Raw genomic sequence first — 25,040 nt, 5'->3', positions numbered from 1 at the left:
TAGCACCCGGGGGCGCGGCTATCCTGCCCGCACATGACGGCCCAGCCTCCCTCCTCCCAGACGGCTTCTGACCAGGCGGCCTCCCCGCCCGACCCGCGCAACACTGCGGTCCTGACCATCACCTGCCCCGACCGCACCGGCATCGTGGCGGCGGTGTCGCAGTTTCTGTTTGTCCACGGGGCGAACATCATCCATTCCGACCAGCACTCGACGGGGGCTCCCGGCGGCACCTTTTTCATGCGGATGGAGTTTCACCTCGGGGGCCTCGACCTCGCGCCCGAGCCGTTCGAGCGGGCCTTCGCGCGGGTGGTGGCCGAGCCGTTCGGCATGGGCTGGCGCCTGAGCTACGCCGCCCGGCCCAAGCGCATGGCCCTGCTGGTCAGCCGCTACGACCACTGCTTTCTCGACCTGCTGTGGCGGGTGCGCCGGGGGGAGGTGCCGGTCGAGATTCCCCTGGTGATCTCCAACCACGAGGACCTGCGCCGCGACGCCGAGCTGTTCGGGCTGCCCTTTCATGTCGTGCCGGTCACGAGGGAGAACAAGGCGGAAGCCGAGGTCGAGCAGGTCCGGCTGCTGCACGAGGCGGGGGCCGACTTCGCGGTGCTGGCGCGCTACATGCAGATTCTCAGCGGGGACTTTCTGCGCGGCTTCGGGCGCCCGGTGATCAACATCCACCACTCGTTCCTGCCCGCCTTCGTGGGCGCCAATCCCTACCGCGCGGCCTTCCAGCGCGGGGTCAAGCTGATCGGCGCGACCAGCCACTACGTCACCGAGGAACTCGACGCCGGGCCGATCATCGCCCAGGACGTGATTCCGGTGACCCACCGCGAGACCCCCGAGTCCCTGATGCGCCTGGGCCGCGACGTGGAACGCCGGGTCCTCGCCCGCGCCGTGGCGGCCCACGCCGAAGACCGGGTGCTGGTGGAGGGCAACAAGACGGTGGTGTTCTAGCGGCTAGTTCAGCTCGCGCGCGCCCGCCGGAACGAAGCTCAGCAGCGTGTCGAGGCGGTCGAGGAGCGTCGGGGCCTCCAGCGCCTGCTCGCGCTGCTCGGGGCTGAGGGGCAGCAGGGCGGCGGCGTAACTGGCGAGCAGCAGCGGTTCCTGGGGCGCGTTGTCGCGGATGGCCGGGGCGTCGGCGGGGCGCAGGCGCAGCAGGTCCGCGAGCAGGCGCCGGGCGACGGCCTCCTCGGCGCTCGCCGCCAGTGCGGCGGATTCCAGCGGGCCGGGCGCCAGCGGCCAGGGGGTCACGTCGGCGCTGAGGTAGGCGTGCGTGGCGTCGAAGTCCTGCACCTGAAAGCGCTCGCCGCCCACCACCAGAATCGAACTGGTGCCGTCCTCGTGGGTTTCGGCCCGGACGAGGTGCGCCAGGGTGCCGACCCGCGCGACCCGGCCCGCCAGCGGCAGCGGGGCTTCCTCGCGGCTCCTGAGAATCCGCACGATGCCGAACGGCTCCTCCGCCGCCTGAACCCGCGTCAGCAGCTCGCGGTAGCGCGGTTCGAACACGTAGAGCGGCAACACCTGGCCGGGAAACAGGACCAGATGGGGGAGCGGGAACAGCGGAACGCGCATTTCGGCCCTATGTTGAGCTGTCCGTGCCGCCGCAACATGGGCGCGGCATACAGAACTCCCCCGCTGGGCGCCCGTCGGCGGGGGCTTTCACCGCTCTGGCGGCACGTCTGCCTCGGCCGCCGCGCCTTCCGCCGCCGGGGCAGGCACCGCCGCGCCGCGCCGCGCCGAACGCCGCCGCTTGGGCACCGGCGGGGGAGGCGCGCCCCAGGCGTCGAGCTGCGCCGGGGAAACGCCCAGCCGCAGCAGGGCGGCGCTGTCCTGCGGGGTCAGGCCCGCGCCGGGCAGCAGGTCGGGCCGCCGGGCCAGGGTGCGCGCCAGCGCCTGCTCCCGCCGCCACGCCGCGACGGCCCCGTGGTTGCCGCCCCTCAGGACCTCGGGCACCGCCTCGCCGCGCCACTCGGGCGGGCGGGTGTATTCGGGATAGTCCAGCAGACCGCTGGAAAAAGAATCCGCCTGGTGCGAGGCCTCGTCGCCCAGCACCCCGGGCCGCAGCCGCGCGACCGCCTCCAGCACGCAGGCCGCCGCCGCCTCGCCGCCCATCATCACGAAGTCCCCGACGCTCAGCTCGCGGGTGACCAGCCCCTCCACCCGCGCGTCGAAGCCCTCGTAGCGCCCGCACAAGAAGGCGAGGTGCTCGCGTCCACTCAGCTCCTCCGCCGTGCGCTGGGTAAAGCGCTCCCCGGCGGGCGTGAAAAGGATCACCTCGTCGGCGGGCGGCAGGCTCGCGAGTGCCCGCGCCGCCACGTCCACCCGGATCACCATGCCCGCCCCGCCGCCGTAGGGCGCGTCGTCCACCCTGGCGTGCCGGTTGCCCGCGAAGTCGCGCAGGTTCACCAGATTCACCCCGATCAGCCCCCGCGCCGCCGCCTTGCCCAAAATCGCCTCCGAGGCAAAGGGCGCGAGCAGCTCGGGAAAGAGCGTCAGGAAGGAAAACGTCAGCGGAGCCGCCTCGCTCACCCGCCCTCCGGTGCCCCGGGGTCCGCGTCCGGGGCGCTCTCGGCGCGCTCGTCGGCCAGCAGGCCCTCCGGCGCGTCCCCGGTGAGGTGAATGGCCGCCGGGCGCCCGCCTTCGCCGGGCTGCACGACCACGTAGGGCGCTTGCAGGGGCAAGAAGCCCTCGCCGCCGGGGAGGGAGACGACCAGCAGGTCCTGGTGCCCGGTGTCCAGCACGTCGCGGACCTCGCCCAGCCCCTCGCCGCCCGCGCCCAGCACCGGCAGGCCGCGCAGCTCGTGGTAGTAGTAACGGCCCTCTTCCAGTGCGGGCAGGTCCGCGTCGGCGGCGTAGACCTTCGCCCCGCGCAGCGCCTCGGCGCCCTCGCGGGTGGTCACGCCCGCCAGGTGCAGGGCGGCTCCCGGTGCCAGCGCTTCGGCGCGGCGCACCCGCAGCCAGCCGCGCCCCTCGACCCACACCCGGGGCAGCCTGAGCAGCTGGGCCGCGTCGCCCAGCACATAGACCTTGACGCCCCCCTGCACCCCGTGCGGCCCCAGCAGGTGCCCCAGCCGGGTGGTGTCCGCCGGGGGGTTCAAGCGGCCCTCCTCACGGCTTGCGCGGCGCGTCGAGGTCCACGTTCAGCCGCTCGGCGGGGTCGCAGGCCGCGCGCACCAGCGTCCGGATCGCCTGAATCACCCGGCCCTGCCGACCGATAAAGCGGCCCTCCTCGCCCGGCCCGACCCGCACGATCACGGTCGGCCCACGCCGGGAGGCGCGCACCAGCGACGGCTGATCCACCACGCTCTGCGCCAGAAAGAGGGTCAGGTCCACGGGGTCGGTCTTCATGGGGGGCATTGTAGAGGGTGAGGGGGAAGTGGTCCGTGGGCAGCGGAGTCGGGCAGAGCCGGATGTTTCCACTCACCACCGACCACGGGCCACCCACCGAAAAAGGCCCCCCGCAGGGAGCCTTCTCTGGTGTTTGCGGCCGCGCTTAGCCGAGCTTGATGCCCTGGCTTTTCAGCAGGCGGCGGGCGGTCGCGGTGGGCTGGGCGCCCTGGGCCAGCCAGTGGGCGGCGCGCTCGGCGTCCACCTTCAGGTAGTTCTCGGTGGTCTTGCGGGGGTCGTAGTGCCCCAGGTTCTCGATGTAGCCACCGTCGCGGGGACGGCGGGAATCGGTGACCACGATGCGGTAGTGGGGGTTGTGGGCAGAGCCGAAACGGGACAGGCGAATCTTGACCATGACAAAAAACCTCGGGTTGGGGGTGGTGAGGGTCTGTTCCCGCCTAGGTCGCGGGGTTCATGCGCCCGCAGCAGCCAACCGGAAGCGCACCGAAGGAGAGTAGCAGAGGTGGGGGGGAGGAGCAAGGGGAAGGGCGGGCCTGCGCTGCGCCCTCTGCCAGCTACAGGTCACGCGGGCGGGCCACACGGTCGGGCCGCCCCCCACAGGTCCCCTCAGAACGGCGGCGGCACCGGCCTGCGCGCGCCGCCGCTCACGCTGTTGACCTGAAAGGCCATCCGCCCGGGGCCGAAGATCGGGCTGCCGCCGACGGTGCCCAGCGGAGTGCCCCGGCCCACCCGCGCGCCGACCTGCACCTGCGCGTCCTGCAACCCGAAATAGGCGGTCACGGTCGGGCCGTGGTCGAGCAGGACGACCCAGCCCAGGCTGGCGTAGTAGGTCGTGGCGATCACGTTGCCGTCGAGAGCCGCGACCGCCTGCCCGCCCTCGGCGCCCTGAAGCACGCTCCACTGGGCGCCGTTCGCCCCATAAGGCTGGGCCACGCTGCCGCCGGGCAGCGGAAAACCCAGCGGACCGCTGGCGGCGGGCAGCGGCGCGAGGTCCTGCGCGGCCTGGGCCGCCGCCTGCTCGACCTGCGTCTCGCGCGCCTGGAGGGCCGCCTGCTCCTGCTGAAGCTGGGTCTGGCGCTGACGCTGCGCGGCGGCGGCGGCTTCACGGGCAGCGCGGTCGCGGGCCGCCTGGGCCTCGGCGGCGGCCCTGGCCTGCGCTTCGGCCTGGGCGCGGGCGCGTGCCTCGGCCTGCGCTCTGGCCTGCGCCTGCTGGGCCTGCGCGAGCGCCCGGGCACGGGCCTGCGCCTCCGCCTGGGCCTGCGCGCGCGCCTGGGCCTGGGCGGCGGCCAGCGCCCGCTGCCGCGCGAGTTCGGCCTGGCGGGCCTGCTCGGCGCGGATGCGGGCCTGCCGCTCCTGCTCGGCGCGAATCCGGGCCTGCCTTTCGCGTTCTGCCTGAATCCGGGCCTGGCGTTCCTGCTCCGCCCGGATGCGGGCCAGGCGCTCGGCCTCCTTGCGGGCGCGTTCCTGGGCCTCGCGGATGCGGCGCAGCTCGGCCTCGCGGCGCTTGCGTTCTTCCTCCAGGCGGCGCTTGCGCTCGGCTTCCAGCCGGGCACGTTCCTTGACGACGGCGCCCACCAGTTCGTCGATGGTGCGGGCGGTCAGGGCCTGCTCGGCCCGGGTGCGGGCGGCCAGGGTGCGCTGCCCCTGCTCGCTGCGGCGCAGGCTTGCCAGCAGCCGTGTCTGCTCGGCGCGGCGGTCACGCAGCTGCTCCAGCTTCGCCACCCGCTCGGTCTGGAGGCGCTGGAGGTCGGCCGCCTGCTGCGCCTGCCGGGTGCGCTGCGTTTCCAGGGTCTGGACCTCGGCGCGCAGGGTCCGCGTCACCTCGACGTTGTACTGCCCGGCGATGTTGGCGTAGTTCAGCCGGATCAGGAGGTCCGACAGGCTGCTCGCCTGCGACAGCAGCTGGAGGTAACGGCCGCTGCGCTCGCGGTAGAGGGCGCCCAGCAGCTCGCGCACGTCGCCCTGAAGCCGCGTCACGCGCGCCTGCGTGACCCGGCCCTGCGAGGTCGTGTCGGCCAGCTGGCGCTCGGCCAGGGCGACCCGTGCCCCCAGCCTCGCCGTCTCGTTTTCCAGATCGGCGACCCCCCCCGCCAGCGTGTCGAGCCGCGCCAGCGTGCGCCGCCCCTGCGCCGAGAGGTTCTGGATGTTGCGGCGCAGCCTCTCCAGCTCCCGGCCCTGCTCGGCGCTGGCCTGACGCTGGCCCTGCAACTCGCGCTGCAACTCCTGAAGCCGCTGGCTGGTGCTCTGCGCGCCCGCCAGCAGCGCCGCCGAGAGCAGCACCAGGGCGGGCCAGCGCGGCCCGGCGAGCTTCACGGCGCGGTCCTCGGGGGCAGCCGCAGCCGGCTCACTCCAGCTCCCGCAGGTAGCGCCGGGTCGCCAGCAGGCTGCCCGCCAGCCCGATCAGGATGCCCAGCATCGCCACGCCCGCCAGGATCGGCAGCAGGGTAGGCAGGTCACGCACGACCGGAAAGACCGGCGCGAACACCGCCGCCCGCTGCGCCAGCGCCAGGTACGACGGGGCCAGCAGTGCCAGCGCCAGCGCCGAGGCCGCCACCCCCAGCAGCACGCCCTCGATCACGTGCGGCATGCGGATAAAGCCGCGCGTTGCCCCCAGCAGCCGCATCACGCTGATCTCGTTGCGGCGCGAGTACATCGCCACCCGCACGGCGTTCAGGATGTTAAAGAGGGTGCCCAGCAGCAAGAGGCCCACCAGCGCGTACCCTGCCGCGCGCACGGCGGTCAGGGTCCGCACGGTCTGGTCCACGTATCCGGCCCCGTATTCCACGTCCTCCACGCCCGCCAGCGTCGAGACCGCCGCCGCGACCGTGCGCGAGTCCTCCACCCGCGACACCCGCAGGCGCAGCGTGTCGGGAAAGGGATTGCCGGCCAGCTCGGCGGCGTCGCGCGCGTAGGGGTAGTCGCGGGTCATCTCGGCCAGCACCTGCTCGCGGGGGACCAGCCGGGCTTCCCGCACCTGCGGCAGCGCCCGGACCCGGGCCAGCAGCGAGGCGCCGTCGGCCCCCGCATCCAGAAAGGCGGCGACCTCCACCTGCGATTCGAGCTGTTCCAGCGTGCGGTTCACGTTCAATGTGAGCAGCAGCACGGCGCCGAGCATCACCAGCGTCAGCGTCATGGTGGTCAGGGTGGCGAGGGTGGCCGTGAGGTTGCCGCGCATGGCGAGCAGGGCCTGGCGCAGGTGGTAGGTCATGGGGCCACGCTCCTCACAGCGAGTAGCCCCCGGCGGGGTCGTCGCGCACGAGTTGGCCCCGGCGCAGGGTCAGGGTGCGGTGGCGAAAGGTCTCCACCAGGTCGCGGGCGTGGGTCGCGACGACCACGGTGGTGCCGCGCAGGTTGACGTGTTGCAGCACCCGCAGCACCTCGCGGCTGTGGTCGGGGTCGAGGTTGCCGGTCGGTTCGTCGGCCAGCAGCAGCGGCGGGTCGGCCACGATGGCGCGGGCGATGGCGACCCGCTGCTGCTCGCCCTGCGAGAGCTGCACCGGGAGGGCCTGCTTCTTGTGTTCCAGGCCCACCGTGCGCAGCGCCGCGCCCACCCGCCCGGCCCACTCGCGCTGCGGCACGCTGGTCACGCGCAGGGTAAAGGCGACGTTGTCGTGGGCGCTGAGGTGGTCGAGCAAGAGGTTGTCCTGAAAGACGGTGCCGATCCGGCGGCGCAGCAGCGCGGTGCGGCGGCCCCGGTAGCGCGTCAGCGGTTCTCCCGCCACCCGCACCTCGCCCCGGGTGGGCAGCGCCCGCTTGAGCACCAGGTTCATGAAACTGCTCTTGCCCGCGCCCGAGTGCCCGACCAGGTACACGAATTCGCCCTTGTCCACCTGAAGGCTCAGGTCGTCGAGCGCCAGCGTGCGCGTCACGGGGTACTCCAGCGTCACATGGCGAAACTGAATCATGCGCCGCACCCCCCGGGCACAGGGCTTCGGAGGAGCGCGGCGCAGCGCGGCGAAACGGTCAGGGGCGTCATGCTCGCGGGTCAGCATAGCCCAGCCCTCCACCGGAACATGAAGGATTCTTCATGGGGGGCGTGCGCCCCGCGCCTGCGCCCCAGCATCGGTGCGGGGCCGTGACTTCGGCCTCAAATGGGGTTCACGCCCGCGCCCTATCCTGGGGACGTGAACCCCAAACGCATGACGCTCGTGGTGGGCGCGCTCGCCGCCACCACCGCCGTCGGGTACGCCCAGCTGGGCGGGTATACCCAGGCGGACCTGACCCGCACCGACACGGGCCGCGCCCTCCTCCAGGTGCTGGGCGACCTCAACCGCTACTACCTGTACCCGGTGGACCAGGAAAAGGTCCTGCGCGGCGCGATCAACGGCGCCCTGGGCAGCCTGGAAGACGAGTTCACCTACTACTCCGAACCCGCCAGCACGGCGATCGACACCGAGAACCTGGCCGGGGAGTTCGGCGGCATCGGCGTGACGCTGGTGGCGGCCAACCCCGACGGTACGGGCGGCAAGGTGGACAACGTGTACAAGGGCGGGGCCGCCGCCGACTCCGGCGTGCAGATCGGCGACGTGTTCGTCAAGATCGGGGACAAGGACGTGCTGACCAGCAAGCTCGACGAGATCGTGCGGCTGGTGCGCGGCCCGGAAAAGAGCACCGTGACCGTGACCTTTGCCCGGGACGGCAAGCCCTACAGCGTGCGGCTGGAGCGCAAGAAGGTCACCATCGTCAGCGTGGAGCAGACCATCTTGCCGGGCAACGTCGGCTATATCGCGCTGAATACCTTCTACAACGAGAAAGCCAGCGAACAGTTCCGCGCGGCGGTCGCCTCCATGAAGCAGCGGGGCGTGCAGAAGCTGATCCTGGACCTGCGCGACAACGGCGGCGGCTTGCTCAATGCCGGAACCGACGTGGCCGACCAGTTCCTGGGCAGCGGCAACATCGTGAGCCTCAAAGACCGCAGCGGGCGCGCGCAGGTGTACGCGCGGGCCACCAACCGCCCGACCGACTACACCGGCAAGCTGGCCGTGCTGGTGAACAAGAACAGCGCCAGCGCCAGCGAGGTCGTCGCGGGAGCGCTGCAAGACGCGGGCCGCGCGACCATCGTGGGCGAGCAGACCTTCGGCAAGGGGGTCGCGCAGATTCCCGTCGACACGGTGGACGGCGGCAAGGTCGCCATCGTGAACAGCGCGTGGCTGACCCCCAAGGGCCGCGAGATTCACAAGAAGGGCATCACGCCCGGCGTGGTCGTGGCCGACACCCGCTACACCGTCCCGCTGAACTTCAGCGGCGGCGGCCTGAAGCCGGGCGCCAAGATCACCCTGACGGTCGAGGGCAAGCCCGTGACCGTCACCGCCGACAAGGAAGGCAAGTTCACCTACACCGGCGAGGTCAAGCGCCCCACCCGCAGCGCCACCCAGGGCGAGGCCGCCGTGGACCTGGCGGGCGACGCGATCCTGAAGCGGGCCACCGAGCTGCTCAGGTAAGTCCCAGGGCTTCCGGGAAGCCGTCACCTTCCGGCGGGCCGCGCGGGGCGCTCCTCTTTGGGGGGGCGCCCTTCTGGCGCTCTCCAGGCGGCTTCCAGGGAGGTCGCGGGGCCGGGCGGGGCTGTGGCCCCCTGGCCCTGCCGCTAATCCCAGTCCCACTCGCGCCAGTCGCTGGCCTTGGCCTGCGCCGCGTGGGGGGCGGGGTACCAGGGATAGGCGGCGGCCAGGGCCTCATGCAGCCGCTCCAGCAGCCGGGCGCGGAGCGCGGCTTCCTCGCGCGGGGTGACCTGGTCCAGTTCCCCCAGCAGGTGCGCGAGGGTGCCTTCCAACCCCGGCAGGTACGGCTCGCGGGCCTTGCGCACCGCGCCTTTGCGGAGCGGCTCAGGGTGGATGACGGGCACGTAACGCTCGGCGGCGGCTTCCAGCAGGGTGGCCCGTTTCGCCGCCCGCGCCTCGCGGGCACGTTCGGCCCGCTCACGGGCGTCGGCGGCGCGGGCCTGGGCTACCAGGAAAGTCTCCTCGCGCTCGGCGTCGAGGACCCGTTGCTCGCGGTAGAGCTTGACGGGCGGAAGGCGGCGGCGGCCCATCTTCAGGCCGTTGGGCCGGGTGTCGTCGTGCTCGCCCAGGAACTTGCGGATCAGCCCCGGCGTCCAGCCGCGTTCCTTGAGGTCCTGGGTCGCCAGAAAACCGGGCGGCGTGAGCGGTTTGGGACCGCTGGGCCGGGGCGTTTCCTGCTGGCCTTTCTTCACGGCTCTGCCCTGACGGCGGGCGGCGGGCAGGGACGGGAAAAGGCCATGCCCCCAGCCTACTGGTCCACCCGGCTGCCCCCGGTCCATTCGCCGCGCAGCAGGTCGAGCCGCACGCTGTCGTAGCGCTGTCCCTCCACCACCCGGGCCTCGCGCACCCGCGCGCACTCGCGAAAGCCCAGGCGCTCTGCGGCACGAATCATGCGGAGGTTGCCGCCCCAGGTGGTCACGGTCAGGACGTGGGCGTCCGTCCAGTCCAGGGTGTCCTGCACCCACAGCGCGAGCGCCCGCGTGCCCACGCCGCCGCCCCACCACGCCGGGTCGTAGATCAGGATGCCCAGGTCCCACCAGCCGCCGCCCTCCGGCGCCTCCTCCGAGCGGTTGACCATGCCCACGCAGGCGCCGTCCACGTCGATCACCTGCTCGTCGGGGTCCGGCGGGCTGCCTGTCAGCCCCTCCACGTAGGCCTGCATGGTCCGGGTGGTCGTCTGCGCGTGAAAGTACGGCGCGTCCCAGCGGCGCCACTCGGCCCCCGGATCGGTCAGCCAGCGCCGCAGGGTGGGCAGGTCCTCGGGGCGGCGGTCGCGCAGCGAGACCAGGGAGAGGGGAGGAGGGGAGGGGGTCACGCCGGGCATGATGGCAGAGTGGGCAGGGAAGCCTGGGCAGGGGGGGGTTGAGAAAAGTTCAGGCAGGCCGCGCCAGATGGGTGTAGACCTTTCCCGCCACCCGGCGCGGCCCGGTCGCCACGAAGCCGTGCCGGGCATACAGCCGGGCCGCCGGATTGCCGTCCTCGACCAGCAGGCCCACCCGGGGCAGCCCCAGGGCCACGGCCCGCGCCACCCCCGCTTCCAGCAACCGCCCCCCCAGCCCCCGCCCACGCGCCGGGGGCGCCACCGCCAGCGTGTCGAGGTACAGCTCGCCGGGCGTGGCCTCCGGCTCGGTGCGGTCCGGCAGGCCCAGGGCGCGCAGCCGCCGCCGGAACGGTTCGTCCAGCGCCTCCGCCCGGTCGCCGGGATAGAGGACGGCCAGGCCCAGCGGCTCCCCGCCTTCTTCCAGCAGCAGCGTGTTCTCGGCGCTGAGGCGGTTGCCCGGCTGCGCGAAAAAGTGGGCGATGACCCGCGCCGCCCCTTCGTCCTCGGCCTCGCCGGTCAGCGCGTACCCGATGGCGCCGATGGTCGCCTGAATCAGCGGTGCGGCAAAGGCCGCGTCGGCGGGCGTGGCGGGGCGGATCTGGAGGGTCATAGAGAGCGTGTGATGGGTCAGAACGAAGCTCCGAGCCTGACAGCAAGATACGCTCGCCCCATGCATCTTGTCTGGCGCGGTCTCAATCCCCAACGGCCCAGCCTGGAACACCTGCGGCTGATGCCCTGGGCCTCGGCGAAAGCAGCAGTCATCGGTCTTGCCGAAGGGCAGCCCTACACCTTGCAGTACGAGCTGGAGGTCGACCGTGCTGGCTTCCCCCTCGACCTGCGCTGTGATCTAACGGACGGACGGCACTTGGGCCTCGCCCGTACCAAGCATGGTGAGTGGACCGACGCTGAAGGAAGGCTGCTCCCCGATTTGCACGGCTGCACCGATATAGACCTCCGCGCGACACCCTTCACGAACACGCTTTCCCTGCGCCGTTTAGGCTTGCGAGTGGGAGAGAACCGGGAACTGCTGGCCGTGTGGATTGACGTGCCTTCACTCGTGTTGCGTCCTACCCGACAGCGTTACACCCGCACAGGGGAGGACACCTACCACTACGAGAATCTGGAGACGGGGTACGGCAACGACCTTGCTGTAGACGCTGAGGGGCTGGTGATCTTGTATCCACAAGCCTTCAAGCGTCTGCCCTGAGTGCTTATCCGCAGCGGATCGGAATGGGAATCGGCCCGCAGCAGCATACGCCGCGCACCCTCGGCCCGGCGGTCCCGAAGGCCAGTGGTGATCCGGCGTGCAGCACGTTGTGGGCGCGGCGGCACGCGCCGAAGCGGGCGGCGATGCGGGCGCGGCCTTTCCTCAGGCCGTCCTCGCGCACGATGCGGGCGACTGCCGCCGAGCACGACTCGCCGCCGTGCAGCGCCGCGTGCGCGCAGGAAAAGCCCTTGCGCGGCGAGATGTGGCGCTGGTAGAGGCGGATGCCGGAAAGGGTCAACGCAGCCGGGAAGGACATGGCCGCAGGGTAGGAGCCGGGCCGCCCCCGCTGTACCCCGGACAGCTAAAGGCCTCCCAATCCTCGGGCACCCCCGGGGCCGCGTTCCGGGCCGTCCGCCGCTTCCGGGGGGTGTAAGAGCGCTGTTATTCATCCTGGGTAACGTGGATTATGCAAAACCGAATCAGGAGGGAGGGCGGCAGGCGCCGGGCCGTTGCCATGCTGCTGCTGGCCGGGCTGGCGGCTGGAAGCGCGCAGGCGGCCACCATCAGGGTCGCGGTGGTCGGCCCCATGAGCGGCGACGTGAGCGGCTTCGGCAGCGAGATGAGGCGCGGGGCCGAGCTGGCGGTCACGGAGCAGGCGGCCGCCTTCAGGGCGCTGGGGCATGAGCTGGTGCTGGTGCCCTACGACGATCAGGCGTCCGCGACCGTCGCCGGACCGCTGGCGAAGAAGATCGTGGCCGACAAGAGCGTCCTGGGGGTGGTCGGCGCCTTTAACTCCAGCGTCTCCAATGTGCTGGCACAGAATTTCGCGGCTTCCAGACTCGCCCTGATCTCGCCCGGCAGCACCAACGATCTGCTCACCGACCACGGCTGGAGCCACTTCAGCCGCGTGGTCGCCCCGGACGGCGCGCAGGGGGTGGCGGCCGCGAACTACATCGCCGACGAACTGAAGGCGGCGTCCGTGTTCGTGATTTCCGACAACACGGCGTACGGCAACGGCCTGAGCAAGATCCTGATGGGAACGCTGAAAAAGCGCAAGGTGGCGGTGCCTGCCTACGTGGGCGTCTCGACCTCGGCCCAGATCGCGGACGTGGTGAAAAAGGTCAAGGCGAGCGGGGCGGAGGTGGTGTACTTCGGCGGTACCTACGATACCGGGGCCGAGCTGGTCAAGGCGCTGCGGGCCGCGGGCGTGACCACGACGTTTATGGGCGGCGACGGCCTGGATTCCGTGAAGTTCGTGCAGCAGGCGGGCATCGCTGGAGCGGGCGTCGTCTACACCACCGTGTTCGGGCCGGTGAGCGCCTTTACCAACAGCCTGTCATTCAGCGAGCGCTATCAGGCCGCCTACAAGACCCGGCCGGAGGGGCTGGCCGTGTACGCCTACGACGCCGCCACCACCCTGCTCTCGGCCATCCGGGCGGCGGGCGGCAAGGACCTGCCCACCCGCGCCCAGGTCAGCGCCGCGGTGCGCAAGGTCAACCTGCCCGCCTGCTTTGACCTCGACGCTTCCAAATGCGTCACGGTCACCGGGGCCATCGGGTTTACCGCCACGGGCGAGCGGCAGCGTTCCCGGCTGCTGGTCATGAAGCTGGACAATGTGCTTCAGCTTCAGGTGGCCAAGGTCCAGACCATCAATCCGGACACCCTGAAATAGCACACCAAAAGCAGAGGCGGAGAGGGCCGCCGGGGTTCGCGGCCCGCGCCGACCCGCAGCATTCCCTACAACCTCTCCGCTCTGTTCCTTGCAGAATGCCCCGCATGGCTTCTGGACCGCAGGATGTGTGCATCGTGGGTGGAGGTCCGGCGGGAATGGTGCTGGCGCTGCTGCTGGCGCGGCAGGGCATCCCGGTGACGGTGCTGGAAGCGGCCCGCGACTTCGAGCGCAGCTTCCGGGGCGACACCCTGCACCCGGCGATCATGGAACTGCTCGCGGGCCTGGGGCTGGCCGCGCCGCTGCTGCGGCTGCCGCACACGCGGGCGCACCGGGCACGCTTCATCACGCCCCGGCGCACCCAGGTGATCGCCGACTTCTCGCGGCTGCGCACCCCCTACCCCTACCTGACGGTGATGGCCCAGGCCCGTTTCCTGACGTTCCTGGCGGCGGAACTCGCCCGGTACCCGCACGCCCGGCTGGTGATGGGCGCGCGGGTGGAAGGGCTGCTGGAGGCGGGCGGCGAGGTCCGGGGCGTGGTTTACCGGCAGGCCGGAGAACGGCGTGACCTCCCCGCCGCGCTGACGGTGGGCACCGATGGCCGCTTTTCCCGGGTGCGCGGGCTGTCGGGCCTGAGCCTGCGGCGGCTCTCGCCGGGGCAGGACGTGCTGTGGTTCGCGCTGCCCCGCCACGAGGACGATCCAGGCGGCAGCATCGACTTGCACCTCGGCGGGCCGCACTGCATCGTGACCACCGACCACGGCGGGCGCTGGCAGGTGGGCTACAGCATCCGCAAGGGCAGCCACGCCGAGGCGCGGGCACGCGGGGTCGGCCCCATCCGGGCGGCGGTGGCCGAGACGATTCCCTGGCTGGCTGGCCGGGTCCACCTGCTGACCGAGTGGCGCCAGCTGCACCTGCTGGCCGTCGAGGTCGCGCGGGTGCGGCGCTGGTGGCGGCCGGGGCTGCTGCTGATCGGGGACGCCGCCCACCCCATCTCGCCCATCGGGGGAATGGGCATCAATATGGCCGTGCAAGACGCGGTGGCGGCGGCCAACCACCTGTGCGGTCCGCTGCGCGCCGGGCGGCTGCGGCCCCGGCACCTGGCCCGGGTCCAGCGCACCCGCGCGTGGCAGATCGCCCTGCTCCAGGCCCAGCAGGTCGTCCAGGAGCGCGAGGTGGTGGGCGTGCATACCGGCGCCCAGCTGCATGTGCCCACCGCCCTGCTGCGGGTGCTGCACGGCCTGCCAGGGCTGCGCCGCCTGCCCGGCTACGTCACGGCCTACGGCCTGAGGCCGGTGCGGCTGCGCAGACGCTGGCAGGCGGCGCGGGTGGAGGCGGGGTGAGGTCGGCTAGCCTGCCCCGGCCCAGCGCCGCCGACCGCGTTACCGCCACCTCCTGATCGCCTCGAACACCCACCTGCCGGAGGTGCTGTGCGAGGACCTGCCGACCTGGGCATGGGTCAGCGGAAGCTGAAGCCCTCGCTGTCTGCGTCCACCGTCACCGCGCCGCCGCCCCGCAGCCGCCCGAACAGCAGCTCGTCGGCCAGCGGGCGCTTGACGCGCTCCTCGATCACGCGGGCCAGGGGCCGGGCGCCCATCTGCGGGTCGTACCCCAGCCGGGCCAGCCGCGCGCGGGCAGCCGGGGTGACGGTTAGGGTGACCCCGCGCTCGGCCAGTTGCGCCTCCAGCTCGCGCAGGAACTTGTCCACCACGTTGGCCATGACCTCGGGCGCCAGGGGCCGGAAGTGGATCACGGCGTCCAGGCGGTTGCGGAACTCGGGAGAAAAGGCGCGCCTCACCGCCTCGGCCTCCTCGCCTGCCCGGCCCTCGCGCGAGAAGCCCAGGGGCGGGCGGCTGGCGTCGGCGGCCCCGGCGTTGGTCGTGAACACCAGCAGCGCGCCGCGCCCGTCCACCTTCTTGCCGGTGTGGTCGGTCAGGGTGCCGTGGTCCATCAGTTGCAAGAAGAGGTTGTACACGTCGGGGTGCGCCTTTTCGATCTCGTCGAGCAGCAGCACCGCGTGCGGGTTTTTCGCCAGCGCGTCGGTGAGCAGCCCGCCCTGGTCGAAGCCCACGTAGCCGGGCGGCGCCCCGATCAGGCGGGCGACCGTGTGCGGCTCCTGATACTCGCTCATGTCGAACCGGATCAGGAGCACGCCCAGGCGCTCGGCCAGCGCGCGGGCGAGTTCGGTCTTGCCCACCCCGGTCGGCCCGGCAAACAGGAAGGCGCCCTGCGGCTTGTGGGGGTCGCGCAGGCCCGCGCGGGCAAGCTTCACCGCGCTGGAAACCGCGCCCACCGCCGCGCCTTGTCCGAACACCCGCGCCCGCAGGTCGGTCTCCAGCGTGGCGAGCGACTGCACCTCCTCGGTCTTCACCGCGCCGACCGGCACGCGGGCCATCCGGGCGACCGTCGCCTCGATGTCGGCCTCCCCGATCTCGCCGCCCTCCCCGGCGCTGCTGCGGGCGGCTCCCGCCTCGTCCAGCACGTCAATCGCCTTGTCGGGGAGAAAGCGGTCGCGCAGGTGCCGGACCGAGAGCCGGACGGCGGCGTCCAGCGCCCCACCCGTGTAGGTCACGCCGTGGTGCGCGGCGTACCCCGGCGCCAGCCCCCGCAGGATGGCGAGGGCGTCTTCCCCGGACGGCTCGGGCACCTCGACCGTCTGAAAGCGCCGCCACAGCGCCCGGTCCTTTTCCAGGTGGCGGACCTCGGCGGGGGTGGTCGCGCCCAGCACCCGCAGCCTTCCGCGCGCGAGCGCAGGCTTGAGCAGGTTCGCCGCGTCCACGTTGCCGCCCTCGGTCGCGCCCGCCCCCACCAGCGTGTGCAGCTCGTCGATGAACAGCACGGCGTTTTGGCCGTCCAGCGCGGCCAGCACCGCCTTGAGCCGCCCCTCGAAGTCGCCCCGGTAGCGGGTGCCGGCCAGCAAGGCGCCCAGGTCCAGGGCGTACACCGAGGCGCCCTTCAGGAAGCCCGGTGCGCGGCCGTCTGCCACCCGCTGCGCGAGGCCCTCTGCCAGCGCGGTCTTGCCGACGCCCGGCTCGCCCACCAGCACGGGGTTGTTCTTGGTCCGGCGCGCCAGGATATGCGCGGTGCGCGTGAGTTCGGCCTCGCGCCCGATCACCGGGTCAAAGGCCCCGGCCCTGGCCTGGGCGGTGAGGTCCGCCGTGTAGGCCTCCAGCGGGTTTGGCTCGGGCGCCGCGCCCGGCTCCGGCTCGCCGTCCACGCCCGCCGCCCGGCGCTCGCGCTCGCGGCCCGCCACCTTGGCCGCGCCGTGCGACACGTAGCCGAGCACGTCCAGCCGGGTCACCCCCTGGGCTTCCAGCGCCGCCCGCGCGGGCGAATCTGGTTCCTCGAGCAGCTCGGCCAGCACGCGGGCGCCGTCGGCCTGCTGCTGCCCTTTGCCGCTGGCGTGCAGTTGCAGCACGGCGCCCTGCACCACCCGGTGGACCCCCAGCGTGAAGTCCGGCTCGGCGCCCGTAACCGTCTCAAAACCTTCCAGCAGCGCGTGCAGATCGCCGCGCAGCCGCTCCACGTCGGTGCCGACGGCCAGCAGGGCGTCCCGGCCCTCGGGGTCGTGCGTCAGGGCCAGCAGCAGGTGTTCCAGCGTGACGTATTCGTGCCCGGCCTCGCGCGCGTAGTCGGCGGCGCGGCCCAGGGTGACTTGCAGGTGGTCCCCGATCATGTCTCTCCTCTTCCTTCGCCCGCCTCCGGCTCGGCCAGCAGCCGCAGCGGGTGGCCCTCCCGGCGGGCGTGGGCCGTGACCTGCGCGACCTTGGTCTCGGCCACGTCGCGGGTGTAGACCCCGGCCACCCCCTGCCCCTTGTGGTGCACCGCCAGCATGATGAGCTGCGCTTCCCCCTCCGCCTTGCGGAAGTAGCGCTCCAGCACCATCACCACGAACTCCATCGGCGTGTAGTCGTCGTTGAGCAGCAGCACCCGGTAAAGCCGGGGCCGGGTGGTGGCCGTGCGCTCCAGCGTCTGCGTCTGCCCGTCTGGAGTGCGGCCCTCGCCGCCGCCGTCCCTGCGCGTCATGCCCGGAGTCTAGAGGGCCGGGCGGGGGTCCGGCGCGCCCGAGGTCACCAAGCCCAGCAAAAAACCTCCCGCTGGGGGAGGCTATGGGCGGCGAGACCGGCCGGACCTCACATCTTGCGTTCGGCGTCCTTGACGGCGCTTTTCACGTCGGTCTTGGCGTTCTCGGCGTTGCGCTGGGTCTGGTTGATCACGTCCTGCACGATGCGTTGGGTGTCGTTCTTGGCGCCCTGCGCCTCCCCCTTGACCTCGCGGCCCGCCTCCTTCGCGTCCTGCTTGGCGTCCCTGAGGCCCTGCGCCGCCGCCTGGGCCGCCTGCTGACCGCTGTGCTTGGCCTCGTTGGCCTTGGACTGGGCGCTCTGGGCGGCGTCCTTGAGGTCGGCCTTCACGTCTGCGGCGCCCGCCCGGGCCTCCTGCTTGAGGTCCTGGGCCTTGGCGGCGGCCTGTTCGCCCGCCTGGGCCGCCGTCTTCTGGGCGTCCTGCTTCACCTGCTGGGCCTGATCCGCCACCTGCTGGCCCACCGCCTGACCCTGGTCCTTGGCCTTTTCGGCCACGTCGCGGGCGGCGTCTCCCGCCTCGGCAGCGGCCCCCTTGAGGGCGGCGCCCGCCTCGCCGGCCACCTCCCTGGCCCTGTCCATCCCGGCCTGCGCGCCGCCCTGCTGCACGGCCTCCTTGACCTCGCCCGCCTTGTCGGCCAGGACGTGTCCGGCGCTGGTGGCGGCGTCCTTGGTCTTCTCCCAGCCCTGGGTCACGCTCTCGCCCACGTTCTCGGCGGCGTCCTTGAGGCCCAGGTCCGCGAGCTTCTGGTCGAGCGCCTTGCGGTTTTGCTCGCGGCTGAAGTAGTACGCGCCCGCGCCGACCAGCAGCCCCAGCAGCAGCAGACGTTTGACCGGAAAGTGGCTGTCATGACGGTTAGACATACAGCCCAGCCTAGGCCCCCACCCGGTGAACCCGGATGAGCCGCCGTTCAGGCCGGGTTTACAGCGTCTGGCCTCCTGTGTCAGATGCCCGCCGTCAGGCCCAGCCGCCGGGCGAGGGCTTCTTCCAGCACCCATTCCTCCGGCTCGGGCGCGTCCACGACCCGCACCCGCACGCAGCCCCGCTCCAGGTAAAAGGCGACGATCCTGGCCCAGGCTTCCTCCTCGTCCCCGGCTTCCTCCTCCAGGTCGGCCAGGGTGCCCCACACGTCGCCGTCCACCTCGGCGCTGCGCAGGGCCTCGGCGTGCCCGCTCAGGACGTAGGCGTCCACCGTCTCCTCGGGGGGGTAGTTTTCCCCGGCTACGCGCCGCTCCAGACGCTCGCCGCGTTCGTAGAGGCCTGCCAGAAAAGCCTCCCACTGCCGCGCCGTCACTTCGATGGTGCCGTTCATGCCGGGCAGTGTAGCCCCGCCCGGCGCGGCCACCTGGGGGCGCGCCGGGCGGGCCAGCGCGGCGGACGGGGTCTTCGTGAAGCCTTCACGCGGCGCGGCGGGCGCCTGCCGCCTTCCGGAGGCACCCTCTACACTGTGGGCACCATGCCGACCTTCTCGCCGCGCCCCCTCCTGCCCAGGGCCGTGTCACCGCGCCCCGCCGCGCCGCGCTTCCTCCGGGGCGCCCTGACCCTGCTCGCCCTGCTGGCCCTGGCCCTGGCCGCGTTCACCCTGCTCGGGGACGCGGCCGCGCAGTCGGGCGGCGGCTTCGGGGGCAGCACCGGCGGCAGCTCGGGGGGCGGCTTCGGCGGGGGCGGCGGCGGCGGGTTTGGCGGGGGGTTCGGGGGCGGGTATGGCGGCGGCTACAGCGGGGGGTACGGGGGCGGCTACGCCGGGCCGATCATCGTGGGGGGCGGCAGCGGCTACTACGGGGGAGGCGGCTTCGGGTTGATCGGGCTGCTGGTGTTCGGGTTGCTGGTCTTCAGCGTGGTGGGCTTCATGCGCCGCAGCCTGGGCGGGGGCGGCGGGGCACGCGGGTTGGGCGGGCTGGGCGCCGTGAGCGGCACCGCGCAGGCGGTCAGCGTGCAGCTGCTGCTGGCCGAGGGCGACGAGGTCAAGCGCGCCCTCCAGCGGGTGGCCCGCAGCGGCGACCCCGACAGCAACGAGGGCCTGGCCCGGATGCTTCAGGAGGCCGCGCTGGTGCTGCTGCGTCACCCCGAGCGCTGGGTCTACGGCAATGTCGAGCGCGCGCAGGGCGGGGCCAGCAGCGCCGACAGCCAGGTGGGGGCCTGGGCGACCGAGGCCCGCGCCGCCTTTACCGAACAGACCACCAGCAACTACCAGAACCGCGACGTGAACAGCGGCTTCGAGCAGCGCAGCGACTACACCTTCCAGAAAGACGGCACCGACCTTTACCTGGCGGTGACCATCGCGGTCGCGGCCCACGCCCTGGGAAACCTGCCCCCGGCGGGCGTGACCACGGCCCAGGAGGCCCGCGCGGCCCTGAGCGCCATCAGCAGCGTGGCGCCCGGCGACCTGATTCGCAGCGAGGTCGTCTGGAGTCCGGACGCCGAGGGCGAATTTCTCAGCGAGGACGAGGCGATCCAGAAATATCCCAAGATGACCAAGCTGTAGGCCGCCGCGTAACGCTCCACCCGGTCGCGCGGCCACGCGGGCGCGATCATCGGGGCCGAGATGGCCCGCCGCCGCCCTGACCCCACCTGGCCTCCGCCGCCCCCCGAACCCGCCCGCTGTGCGCTGTGCGGGCGGGCGACCCCGCTGCTCACCGAGCACCATCTGGTGCCCCGGTCCCAGGGACGGCGCCGGGGCCTCAAGGTGCAGGCGCTGCCCACCGCGTGGCTGTGCCCGCCCTGCCACAAGTTCTTGCACCGGACCTTCACGAACGCCGAGCTGGCGGGAGAGTACGCCAGCGTGGACGCGCTGCTGGGGCATGAGGACGTGCGGCGCTTCGTGGCGTGGTTGCGCACTCAACCTGCGAGCAAGGGGGTGCGGGTGCGGTGAGGGAGGGTGGGCTTGAGAAGTCGGCTGGCCCCGCCCCGGAGGGCAGGCTCGCCTGCCCTCTGCGCTCGGCAAGAGGCGTTCCGGGCGGTACGAGCAGCGTCTGACCGATTTGAACAGCGGGCCAGGCACGTGCCTGGGCTGGGTAGGGGAGCGCGACCAGAGGCGGGGCCGCGACCCGGATAAAGGGGAGAGGTCCGCCGATGGGGGCGGGTGCCTGGGCAGCGGAGGAGGAAGGCCGCCGTCTCAGTGGGAAGCGTTTCTTTGATGGCGAAGCGCCTTGACTCCCCCTGCCCCCGGGGGGGTGAGGGGTGGGGGCAAAGGGAACGCGGACAGCCCAAGCCGCCTTTTCCCGCACCCCTCCTCGCTAGACTGCCCCATGCCTCAAGCTGTCCCCCTCGCCCCGCCGGACGCCTCACCCGCCCTGCGGCTGGTCATGCTGGGCGTCCCGTTGCTGCTGATGGGCTTGGCCTTCGTGCCCGACCCCGACTGGCCGGGCATTCACTGGGACCTGCTGGCCCTGGGTGCTCTGCTCGCGGCCCTGTTCGGGCTGGCCCCCCGCCGCCTGGCCTACACCCTGACGCCAGACGCGTTGGTGATCCGGCGGGTGCTGGGCCGCACCACGCTGCCCTACGCCGGGATGCGGGCGCGGCGCAGCGCGGGCCGGCTGGGCGTGCGGACCTTCGGCACGGGGCTGCCGGGCTACCTGACGGGGCGTTTCACCTTCGGGCCTGATCCACGTTCGCAGGTGCGTGCGGCGGCGACCCGGGGTGAAGGGGGCGTCGTGGTCGAGGTGGGAGGCGCAGCGCACTTTCTGACGCCCGCCGATCCCGCCGCGTTCCTGAGCGCACTGGAGGCGCGCGGCGCGGCGGTCTCCCCGTGACGCTGACCCTGCTGCCGGACCTGGGCGACCTGTGGCGCCTGCACCCGCAGTTCAACGCGGGGACGCTGGTGGAGGTGCTGCGCGGGCGGGGTGAGCGCGAGGTGCTGTGGGCCAGCGGCGCCGACCCCGACCACCCCCTGCGTGACGCGCTGCCTGCCGCGCGGATAGCGGTGCGCGAGCTGGCCCTGCCCGAGCTGTCCCCCGGCGCCGAGGCGGCGGCCGAGGCCGAACACGCCCAGTTGCAGGCCTTCTTGCAGCAGTATCCGCAGGGCCGCGACCGCCTGCGCGCGGCGGGGCGGGCCGAGCAGGCTTTCGCGGCCCTGCTGACGGCCCCCCTGACGCCGCAGCGGGCGCTGGCAGGCGAGGTGCAGCAGGCGGCCCACGCCTACCACGTGGCGGTCCGGGAAGCGCTGGGCGAGGGACCCGGCACCCGCTGGCGCGCGCGGCGGCTGGCGGCGCTGGCGAGCGCGCTGGCCGGGCAGACCGGCGCCGCGCTCGCGCCACTCGACGACCTGCCCGAGTTGCTGACCCGGTTGCCCGGCGCCCGGCTGCCGGACCTGACGGCCTTTGTGCCGGGTGAGACCTCGCGCCTGCGCGCCCTGGCCGACCGGGCCTGGCAACTGCGCGAGGACGACGACCTGGGCACCTTGCTGGAGGCGCTGGGCCGCGAGACCGGAGACGCGGTCACGCCCCGGCCCGAACTGGACGCGGCGGCGGCGGGGATTTACCTCGCCGCCGGGGACCTGAACCGGGCGCGCACCCTGCTAGAGCGCGCTGCACACGGCCTCACGGACGACCTGCCGCGCAGCCTGCCGGGGCTGGTGCTGGCACGGCTGGGACAGGTCCGCGACGCGCAGGGCGACCGCGAGCTGGCCCAGCGCACCTACCGGGCGGTGCTGGCTCTCGGGTACGTGCCCGCGGTGGCGCGCCAGACGGCAGAGGCGGGCTTGCAGCAGGCGTTCCGGCTGGAAGGGGTTTAGCGCCGCATCACGCTGGACCAGAAGCAAAGCGGGCGGGGCAGGAACTCAGCGTTCCTGCCCCGCCTGTGGCAAGGTCTGACGGTTTACCCGCGCTTGCGGCGGCGCAGGCGTTCCATCGCGGACTCCAGGCTCAGGCGCATCCGTTCGAGGGCCTGGGCGAGGTCCCCGATCTCGTCGTTGCGGCCCACCTGCACGGGGCGCGAGAGGTCGCCCATGCTGATCGCCTCGGCGGCCTTGACGAGGTTCTCGATCGGCTGCACGATGCGGCGGGTGGTCCGCAGGGTCAGGGCCGCTGCGGCCGCCGCCGCCAGCAGCGAGATGCCCAGCACCAGCAGCAGGGTGTTTCTCAGCCGGGTGGAGGCCCCGGTGCTGTCCACCCCCACCGCGATGCGGTAGAGCAGGTCCGAGCCGTTCTCGCTGGCGGCGGCGGTGGTGCGCTGGCCGTCTTCGGTCTCGACCACCGCCAGGCGGCTCACGATGTAGCTCGCGCGGGCGCTGGTCTGGTTTTCGGGGTTCTCGATCTGGGTCCGCAGTTCGCGGGCCTGGGCCGACTGGCCTGCCCCCACCGCCTCCAGCTGCTCCAGCTGCTCGCGGTAGGCGTCGGCAGGACTGCCGCTGCTGACAAAGGTGCCCGAGTCGGGGTTCTCGCCCACGAAGGTCGCGACCCGCCCTTGCAGGGTGCCGTCGAGCTGCGGCCGCTGGCTGCGGAAGTAGGTCGTGCCGTCGGGCAACTCCACTCGCACGAAGCCCACGTCCGAGCGGGTCAGCAGCGCGTTGAGCTGCGCGTTCACCGTCTCCTGGTCGCGGGTGTCCAGGCTGGTGCCCACCGCCACCGCGAGCGCCTGGGCATTTTGCTGAATCACCTGCTGCTGCGCGCTGGGCAGCAGCACCGACAGGGTGACGAGCGCCAGCGTGGTCGCGACGCCCAGCGGCGCCACCGACGCCAGCAGCATCTGGCGGGCAAGGCTGCGGCGCCGTCCTCCCGCCGTCCCCCGTTCGGTGTCGGCCACCGCCAGGAACGCCTCGGCGTCCCCGCCCGGGGCGGCCACCGGCGGCGCGGCGGCCTCGCCCACCGTCAGGGCGCCGGTAAAGTCCGACCAGATGTCGTCGCTGGCCGGGCTGCCGGACGCGGCGCCCGCTGCCGGGCGCGCGGCGGGCGCCGCTGACGTGACCGTGCCCGGAGCGGTCCCCAGGACGCTGCTGCCCATTCCCACGGCGACCGGGACCGGCGCGGCCGCCACCGCGCCCACCGCGACCGGAGCCGCGAAGGGGTCGCCACCCAGGGCCGGGGGGCCGAAGGGATCGGCGGCCTGCGCGGCAAAGGGGGCAGCGAAGTCGGCGCCCTCCCCGGGGGAAGGCCGGGGGTCGGGGGCCAGCAGCGCGTCGTCCGTGAGGTCGGGCGCGGCGGCGCTGGGGGCCACCTGGAAGGGCGCGGGCGGCGGCGTGCCCTCGAAGGGGGTGGTCATCAGGCTGGTCTCGTCGCGCACCTCCTCCAGCGCGGCCTGGGCGCCCACGCTCTCGAAGACGCGCAGCAGCAGATCGGCGCGGGCGCGGCCGGTGGGTTTCATCAGGCGGCCCGCGCGGCGTGAGGCGAGGCGCTGCGCCTGCTCGGGCGACAGGCCGAAGCGCTCGACCAGCTGCTCTTCCAGGCGCGGACGCAGTTCGTCGGGAACGGGTTGGCGGATCACGACCGTGTACTTCATGGGTGGCCCTTTCTGGCAGCGGCGCCGGTTTTGTGCGGAGACCCGGCGCCCGGCCAGCGCGGCGTGGAGTGCCGGAGAGAGAGGAGGGAAAAGAGGAGGGGGTGCCCGGTGCAGGTCCCGGCGCAGTGCCCGCCGGGGGGCCGCAGGCAGGTCATGCCAGCCCCCGCGTGCGCAACTGGCGCACGAACGCCTGCACCTGCGCCTCACCGAGTTGCGCGGCCACGCCCGAGAGCAGCGCGCTGAGGGGAGCGCCGTCCCCCAGTTCGTCCAGCACGTCGTCCACCATGAATTCGCCCATCGGCCCGACGACGGCGATCACGCAGGCGGTCACGGCCTGCACCGAGGCCTCGGTCACCGGCTGGGTGCGCTGGGCAGCGCGGCTGGCCCAGGCGGCCGCCTGCGCGACCGCACCGGGCACGTCCTGGGGCTGGACACGCGCCAGCTGCGCGACTTCACCCACGCTCCGCACGCCGTCCACGTGGTGCAGCACCCGCCACAGCGCAAAGGGAAGCAGGGTCTCACCCGTCAGGTCGGCGGGCCAAGCCGGGGCAGCGGTGGGGGCGGTCACACGGCCCCCACTTCCGGCCTCTCCAGCCCGGCGGCGAGCCATTCGCGCCGCGTTCGCAGGGCGCTCACCGGCAGGTCGGCCAGCCGCAGCCCCAGCCGGGCCAGCGTGGCCCCAAAGGCGTCCAGCAGGGCAGGCTGCGCCTCGTCGGGGGGCAGATCGGGGTCCAGCGTCAGGCGTCCTTCCTGCACGGTGACCTCCTGGGCAAAGGGATCGAGGCAGGGATGCTGTCCGGCCAGCCGCACGCTGACCTGCCGCCAGGCCTCGTCAAGGGGGGCGTGGCGGTGGGTGGTCGCGATCAGGTCGGCCCAGAAGGCCAGCACCGCCGCCGCCTCCACCGCCCCCAGCGCCTGATCCGACAGCAGGGGCTGGGCCGACAGCACCGTGCAGCGGCTGCCCGGCTCCGGCACCTTCCCCTCCGTGACCTGGCCCCCAGTCCAGAAACTGCACGCCCCTGCGCCCAGCAGCACGCCCGAGAAGCCCTGGCGTTCCAGCCGGGGGGCGGGGTCCGGCCAGACGCCTTCCAGCGGTTGCGGCTCCAGCGTGCGCGAGGTCCACAGCAGTTCTGCGGCGGCCGGGTCCAGGGGCGTGAGGCTGATCTCGGCGCGCGGCAGCGCCGAGAGCGCGGCGGGCCAGCCCACCTCGCCCGCCGCCGTGAAGCCGCCGCGCAGGTGCCCGCCCACCCATACGAACCGTGCCCAGGCGCCGCCCTGCTGCGCGTCGAACACGCCGCTGAGGCCCTGCGCCTGCCGGGCGGCGAGGTCCAGCGTCACCTCGGTCCAGGGATAGTGGTCGGTGAGAAGCTGCGTGTAGACGGCGCGGTCGCGGGGCACATCAAGGCGGGGTTGGGGCATGGCAGTGTCGTCAAGAGTCCTGGGAGAGAAGGCGGGCCGGAAAAGGCGGAACAGCTGTCCAGGGAC

At 72.9% G+C, this 25,040-nt stretch carries 28 protein-coding genes; 9 read left to right on the top strand and 19 right to left on the bottom strand.

All coding sequences use genetic code 11. The features are described 5' to 3' along the window. Window positions 1–33 precede the first annotated feature (33 nt). On the top strand, window positions 34–951 hold the full coding sequence (gene purU / locus HNQ09_RS04590; protein WP_184026051.1) for a formyltetrahydrofolate deformylase: 918 nt from the start codon (window positions 34–36) through the stop codon (window positions 949–951). A 3-nt stretch (window positions 952–954) separates the two neighbouring features. Here the strand turns inward: purU and HNQ09_RS04585 are convergent, their stop codons facing one another. The 8 genes from HNQ09_RS04585 to ftsE all read right to left on the bottom strand — a co-directional run bounded on the left by HNQ09_RS04585 (window position 955) and on the right by ftsE (window position 7,250). Further along, window positions 955–1,569 (bottom strand): LON peptidase substrate-binding domain-containing protein, encoded by a 615-nt coding sequence (locus HNQ09_RS04585; protein WP_184026047.1) that lies wholly within the window; start codon window positions 1,567–1,569, stop codon window positions 955–957. Between the two features lie 87 nt (window positions 1,570–1,656). Beyond that, a complete protein-coding gene (gene trmD, locus HNQ09_RS04580) occupies window positions 1,657–2,526 on the bottom strand; it encodes a tRNA (guanosine(37)-N1)-methyltransferase TrmD (RefSeq protein ID WP_184026044.1) in 870 nt (289 codons plus the stop codon). Further along, complete coding sequence (rimM, locus tag HNQ09_RS04575; RefSeq protein WP_184026041.1) at window positions 2,523–3,095, bottom strand: ribosome maturation factor RimM; 573 nt, start codon at window positions 3,093–3,095, stop codon at window positions 2,523–2,525. Before rimM ends, trmD begins: the two co-directional genes overlap by 4 nt. 10 nt (window positions 3,096–3,105) lie before the next feature. After that, window positions 3,106–3,345 carry a KH domain-containing protein gene (locus tag HNQ09_RS04570; protein ID WP_184026038.1) on the bottom strand — a complete coding sequence of 80 codons (240 nt, stop codon included), beginning with the start codon at window positions 3,343–3,345 and terminating at the stop codon, window positions 3,106–3,108. Window positions 3,346–3,490: 145 nt separating this feature from the next. After that, window positions 3,491–3,739, bottom strand: a complete 249-nt coding sequence (gene rpsP / locus HNQ09_RS04565; RefSeq protein ID WP_184026034.1) for a 30S ribosomal protein S16 — start codon at window positions 3,737–3,739, stop codon at window positions 3,491–3,493. 212 nt (window positions 3,740–3,951) lie between these two features. Further along, complete coding sequence (locus HNQ09_RS04560; protein WP_184026032.1) at window positions 3,952–5,658, bottom strand: peptidoglycan DD-metalloendopeptidase family protein; 1,707 nt, start codon at window positions 5,656–5,658, stop codon at window positions 3,952–3,954. Window positions 5,659–5,689: 31 nt separating this feature from the next. Further along, window positions 5,690–6,553, bottom strand: coding sequence for a cell division protein FtsX (locus HNQ09_RS04555; protein ID WP_184026030.1), 864 nt, complete (start codon window positions 6,551–6,553; stop codon window positions 5,690–5,692). Window positions 6,554–6,566: 13 nt separating this feature from the next. Further along, window positions 6,567–7,250, bottom strand: a complete 684-nt coding sequence (gene ftsE / locus HNQ09_RS04550; protein WP_184026248.1) for a cell division ATP-binding protein FtsE — start codon at window positions 7,248–7,250, stop codon at window positions 6,567–6,569. A gap of 234 nt (window positions 7,251–7,484) precedes the next feature. On the opposite strand from ftsE, the gene HNQ09_RS04545 reads away from it, so the two are divergent. After that, the gene (locus HNQ09_RS04545) at window positions 7,485–8,786 is read left to right on the top strand and encodes a S41 family peptidase (protein WP_184026246.1); all 1,302 of its coding nucleotides are present in this window, start codon (window positions 7,485–7,487) and stop codon (window positions 8,784–8,786) included. Between the two features lie 143 nt (window positions 8,787–8,929). Here the strand turns inward: HNQ09_RS04545 and HNQ09_RS04540 are convergent, their stop codons facing one another. The 3 genes from HNQ09_RS04540 to HNQ09_RS04530 are packed head-to-tail and all read right to left on the bottom strand — an operon-like array spanning window position 8,930 to window position 10,774. Continuing rightward, window positions 8,930–9,535 carry a hypothetical protein gene (locus tag HNQ09_RS04540; RefSeq protein ID WP_184026028.1) on the bottom strand — a complete coding sequence of 202 codons (606 nt, stop codon included), beginning with the start codon at window positions 9,533–9,535 and terminating at the stop codon, window positions 8,930–8,932. Window positions 9,536–9,591: 56 nt separating this feature from the next. After that, entirely contained in the window at window positions 9,592–10,158 is a 567-nt protein-coding gene (locus HNQ09_RS04535) for a GNAT family N-acetyltransferase (protein WP_343057609.1), read from the bottom strand. 58 nt (window positions 10,159–10,216) lie between these two features. After that, a complete protein-coding gene (locus HNQ09_RS04530) occupies window positions 10,217–10,774 on the bottom strand; it encodes a GNAT family N-acetyltransferase (RefSeq protein ID WP_184026023.1) in 558 nt (185 codons plus the stop codon). A gap of 60 nt (window positions 10,775–10,834) precedes the next feature. Here HNQ09_RS04530 and HNQ09_RS04525 point away from each other — a divergent pair, with 60 nt between their 5' ends. Beyond that, on the top strand, window positions 10,835–11,371 hold the full coding sequence (locus HNQ09_RS04525) for a putative glycolipid-binding domain-containing protein (protein WP_184026021.1): 537 nt from the start codon (window positions 10,835–10,837) through the stop codon (window positions 11,369–11,371). Between the two features lie 4 nt (window positions 11,372–11,375). On the opposite strand, the gene yidD is transcribed toward HNQ09_RS04525, so the two are convergent. Beyond that, window positions 11,376–11,687: a membrane protein insertion efficiency factor YidD gene (yidD, locus tag HNQ09_RS04520; RefSeq protein WP_184026018.1), complete on the bottom strand. Its 312-nt coding sequence runs from the start codon at window positions 11,685–11,687 to the stop codon at window positions 11,376–11,378. Between the two features lie 150 nt (window positions 11,688–11,837). Here yidD and HNQ09_RS04515 point away from each other — a divergent pair, with 150 nt between their 5' ends. Continuing rightward, entirely contained in the window at window positions 11,838–13,043 is a 1,206-nt protein-coding gene (locus HNQ09_RS04515; protein WP_184026015.1) for a branched-chain amino acid ABC transporter substrate-binding protein, read from the top strand. A 104-nt stretch (window positions 13,044–13,147) separates the two neighbouring features. After that, window positions 13,148–14,383: an FAD-dependent oxidoreductase gene (locus HNQ09_RS04510; RefSeq protein WP_184026012.1), complete on the top strand. Its 1,236-nt coding sequence runs from the start codon at window positions 13,148–13,150 to the stop codon at window positions 14,381–14,383. Window positions 14,384–14,499: 116 nt separating this feature from the next. Here the strand turns inward: HNQ09_RS04510 and HNQ09_RS04505 are convergent, their stop codons facing one another. The 4 genes from HNQ09_RS04505 to HNQ09_RS04490 form a co-directional block, all read right to left on the bottom strand. Continuing rightward, window positions 14,500–16,716: an AAA family ATPase gene (locus tag HNQ09_RS04505; protein ID WP_184026003.1), complete on the bottom strand. Its 2,217-nt coding sequence runs from the start codon at window positions 16,714–16,716 to the stop codon at window positions 14,500–14,502. Beyond that, window positions 16,713–17,066 carry an ATP-dependent Clp protease adapter ClpS gene (gene clpS, locus HNQ09_RS04500; protein WP_184026000.1) on the bottom strand — a complete coding sequence of 118 codons (354 nt, stop codon included), beginning with the start codon at window positions 17,064–17,066 and terminating at the stop codon, window positions 16,713–16,715. Before clpS ends, HNQ09_RS04505 begins: the two co-directional genes overlap by 4 nt. A 107-nt stretch (window positions 17,067–17,173) precedes the next feature. After that, window positions 17,174–17,983: a YtxH domain-containing protein gene (locus HNQ09_RS04495; protein ID WP_184025998.1), complete on the bottom strand. Its 810-nt coding sequence runs from the start codon at window positions 17,981–17,983 to the stop codon at window positions 17,174–17,176. A gap of 80 nt (window positions 17,984–18,063) precedes the next feature. Beyond that, on the bottom strand, window positions 18,064–18,432 hold the full coding sequence (locus HNQ09_RS04490) for a hypothetical protein (RefSeq protein WP_184025995.1): 369 nt from the start codon (window positions 18,430–18,432) through the stop codon (window positions 18,064–18,066). A gap of 144 nt (window positions 18,433–18,576) precedes the next feature. Here HNQ09_RS04490 and HNQ09_RS04485 point away from each other — a divergent pair, with 144 nt between their 5' ends. From HNQ09_RS04485 to HNQ09_RS04470, 4 genes are all read left to right on the top strand, one after another. Next, entirely contained in the window at window positions 18,577–19,605 is a 1,029-nt protein-coding gene (locus HNQ09_RS04485; RefSeq protein WP_184025993.1) for a DUF1517 domain-containing protein, read from the top strand. Between the two features lie 60 nt (window positions 19,606–19,665). After that, complete coding sequence (locus HNQ09_RS04480) at window positions 19,666–19,992, top strand: HNH endonuclease (RefSeq protein WP_184025990.1); 327 nt, start codon at window positions 19,666–19,668, stop codon at window positions 19,990–19,992. A 376-nt stretch (window positions 19,993–20,368) separates the two neighbouring features. Further along, a complete protein-coding gene (locus HNQ09_RS04475; protein WP_184025988.1) occupies window positions 20,369–20,872 on the top strand; it encodes a PH domain-containing protein in 504 nt (167 codons plus the stop codon). Next, entirely contained in the window at window positions 20,869–21,852 is a 984-nt protein-coding gene (locus HNQ09_RS04470; protein ID WP_184025986.1) for a hypothetical protein, read from the top strand. Before HNQ09_RS04475 ends, HNQ09_RS04470 begins: the two co-directional genes overlap by 4 nt. Before the next feature lie 83 nt (window positions 21,853–21,935). Here the strand turns inward: HNQ09_RS04470 and HNQ09_RS04465 are convergent, their stop codons facing one another. From HNQ09_RS04465 to HNQ09_RS04455, 3 genes are all read right to left on the bottom strand, one after another. Beyond that, window positions 21,936–23,555: a HAMP domain-containing protein gene (locus HNQ09_RS04465; RefSeq protein ID WP_184025984.1), complete on the bottom strand. Its 1,620-nt coding sequence runs from the start codon at window positions 23,553–23,555 to the stop codon at window positions 21,936–21,938. Between the two features lie 151 nt (window positions 23,556–23,706). Beyond that, complete coding sequence (locus tag HNQ09_RS04460) at window positions 23,707–24,123, bottom strand: hypothetical protein (protein ID WP_184025982.1); 417 nt, start codon at window positions 24,121–24,123, stop codon at window positions 23,707–23,709. Then, on the bottom strand, window positions 24,120–24,974 hold the full coding sequence (locus HNQ09_RS04455) for a hypothetical protein (protein WP_184025980.1): 855 nt from the start codon (window positions 24,972–24,974) through the stop codon (window positions 24,120–24,122). The genes HNQ09_RS04460 and HNQ09_RS04455 overlap by 4 nt, the downstream gene beginning before the upstream one ends. Window positions 24,975–25,040 lie beyond the last annotated feature (66 nt).

The sequence above is a fragment of the Deinococcus budaensis genome, assembly GCF_014201885.1.
GTDB lineage: Bacteria > Deinococcota > Deinococci > Deinococcales > Deinococcaceae > Deinococcus > Deinococcus budaensis.
This window is presented reverse-complemented; position numbering and strand designations above follow the sequence as displayed.

What these genes read in the sequence shown, in the direction of transcription:
- purU (WP_184026051.1), top strand. Translation starts at nt 34, where the DNA reads ATGACGGCCCAGCCTCCCTCCTCCCAGACGGCTTCTGACCAGGCGGCC.
- HNQ09_RS04585 (WP_184026047.1), bottom strand. Translation starts at nt 1,569, where the DNA reads ATGCGCGTTCCGCTGTTCCCGCTCCCCCATCTGGTCCTGTTTCCCGGC.
- HNQ09_RS04570 (WP_184026038.1), bottom strand. Translation starts at nt 3,345, where the DNA reads ATGAAGACCGACCCCGTGGACCTGACCCTCTTTCTGGCGCAGAGCGTG.
- rpsP (WP_184026034.1), bottom strand. Translation starts at nt 3,739, where the DNA reads ATGGTCAAGATTCGCCTGTCCCGTTTCGGCTCTGCCCACAACCCCCAC.
- HNQ09_RS04555 (WP_184026030.1), bottom strand. Translation starts at nt 6,553, where the DNA reads ATGACCTACCACCTGCGCCAGGCCCTGCTCGCCATGCGCGGCAACCTC.
- ftsE (WP_184026248.1), bottom strand. Translation starts at nt 7,250, where the DNA reads ATGATTCAGTTTCGCCATGTGACGCTGGAGTACCCCGTGACGCGCACG.
- HNQ09_RS04545 (WP_184026246.1), top strand. Translation starts at nt 7,485, where the DNA reads ATGACGCTCGTGGTGGGCGCGCTCGCCGCCACCACCGCCGTCGGGTAC.
- HNQ09_RS04530 (WP_184026023.1), bottom strand. Translation starts at nt 10,774, where the DNA reads ATGACCCTCCAGATCCGCCCCGCCACGCCCGCCGACGCGGCCTTTGCC.
- HNQ09_RS04525 (WP_184026021.1), top strand. Translation starts at nt 10,835, where the DNA reads ATGCATCTTGTCTGGCGCGGTCTCAATCCCCAACGGCCCAGCCTGGAA.
- yidD (WP_184026018.1), bottom strand. Translation starts at nt 11,687, where the DNA reads ATGTCCTTCCCGGCTGCGTTGACCCTTTCCGGCATCCGCCTCTACCAG.
- HNQ09_RS04515 (WP_184026015.1), top strand. Translation starts at nt 11,838, where the DNA reads ATGCAAAACCGAATCAGGAGGGAGGGCGGCAGGCGCCGGGCCGTTGCC.
- HNQ09_RS04510 (WP_184026012.1), top strand. Translation starts at nt 13,148, where the DNA reads ATGGCTTCTGGACCGCAGGATGTGTGCATCGTGGGTGGAGGTCCGGCG.
- HNQ09_RS04505 (WP_184026003.1), bottom strand. Translation starts at nt 16,716, where the DNA reads ATGATCGGGGACCACCTGCAAGTCACCCTGGGCCGCGCCGCCGACTAC.
- clpS (WP_184026000.1), bottom strand. Translation starts at nt 17,066, where the DNA reads ATGACGCGCAGGGACGGCGGCGGCGAGGGCCGCACTCCAGACGGGCAG.
- HNQ09_RS04495 (WP_184025998.1), bottom strand. Translation starts at nt 17,983, where the DNA reads ATGTCTAACCGTCATGACAGCCACTTTCCGGTCAAACGTCTGCTGCTG.
- HNQ09_RS04490 (WP_184025995.1), bottom strand. Translation starts at nt 18,432, where the DNA reads ATGAACGGCACCATCGAAGTGACGGCGCGGCAGTGGGAGGCTTTTCTG.
- HNQ09_RS04485 (WP_184025993.1), top strand. Translation starts at nt 18,577, where the DNA reads ATGCCGACCTTCTCGCCGCGCCCCCTCCTGCCCAGGGCCGTGTCACCG.
- HNQ09_RS04480 (WP_184025990.1), top strand. Translation starts at nt 19,666, where the DNA reads ATGGCCCGCCGCCGCCCTGACCCCACCTGGCCTCCGCCGCCCCCCGAA.
- HNQ09_RS04475 (WP_184025988.1), top strand. Translation starts at nt 20,369, where the DNA reads ATGCCTCAAGCTGTCCCCCTCGCCCCGCCGGACGCCTCACCCGCCCTG.
- HNQ09_RS04465 (WP_184025984.1), bottom strand. Translation starts at nt 23,555, where the DNA reads ATGAAGTACACGGTCGTGATCCGCCAACCCGTTCCCGACGAACTGCGT.
- HNQ09_RS04455 (WP_184025980.1), bottom strand. Translation starts at nt 24,974, where the DNA reads ATGCCCCAACCCCGCCTTGATGTGCCCCGCGACCGCGCCGTCTACACG.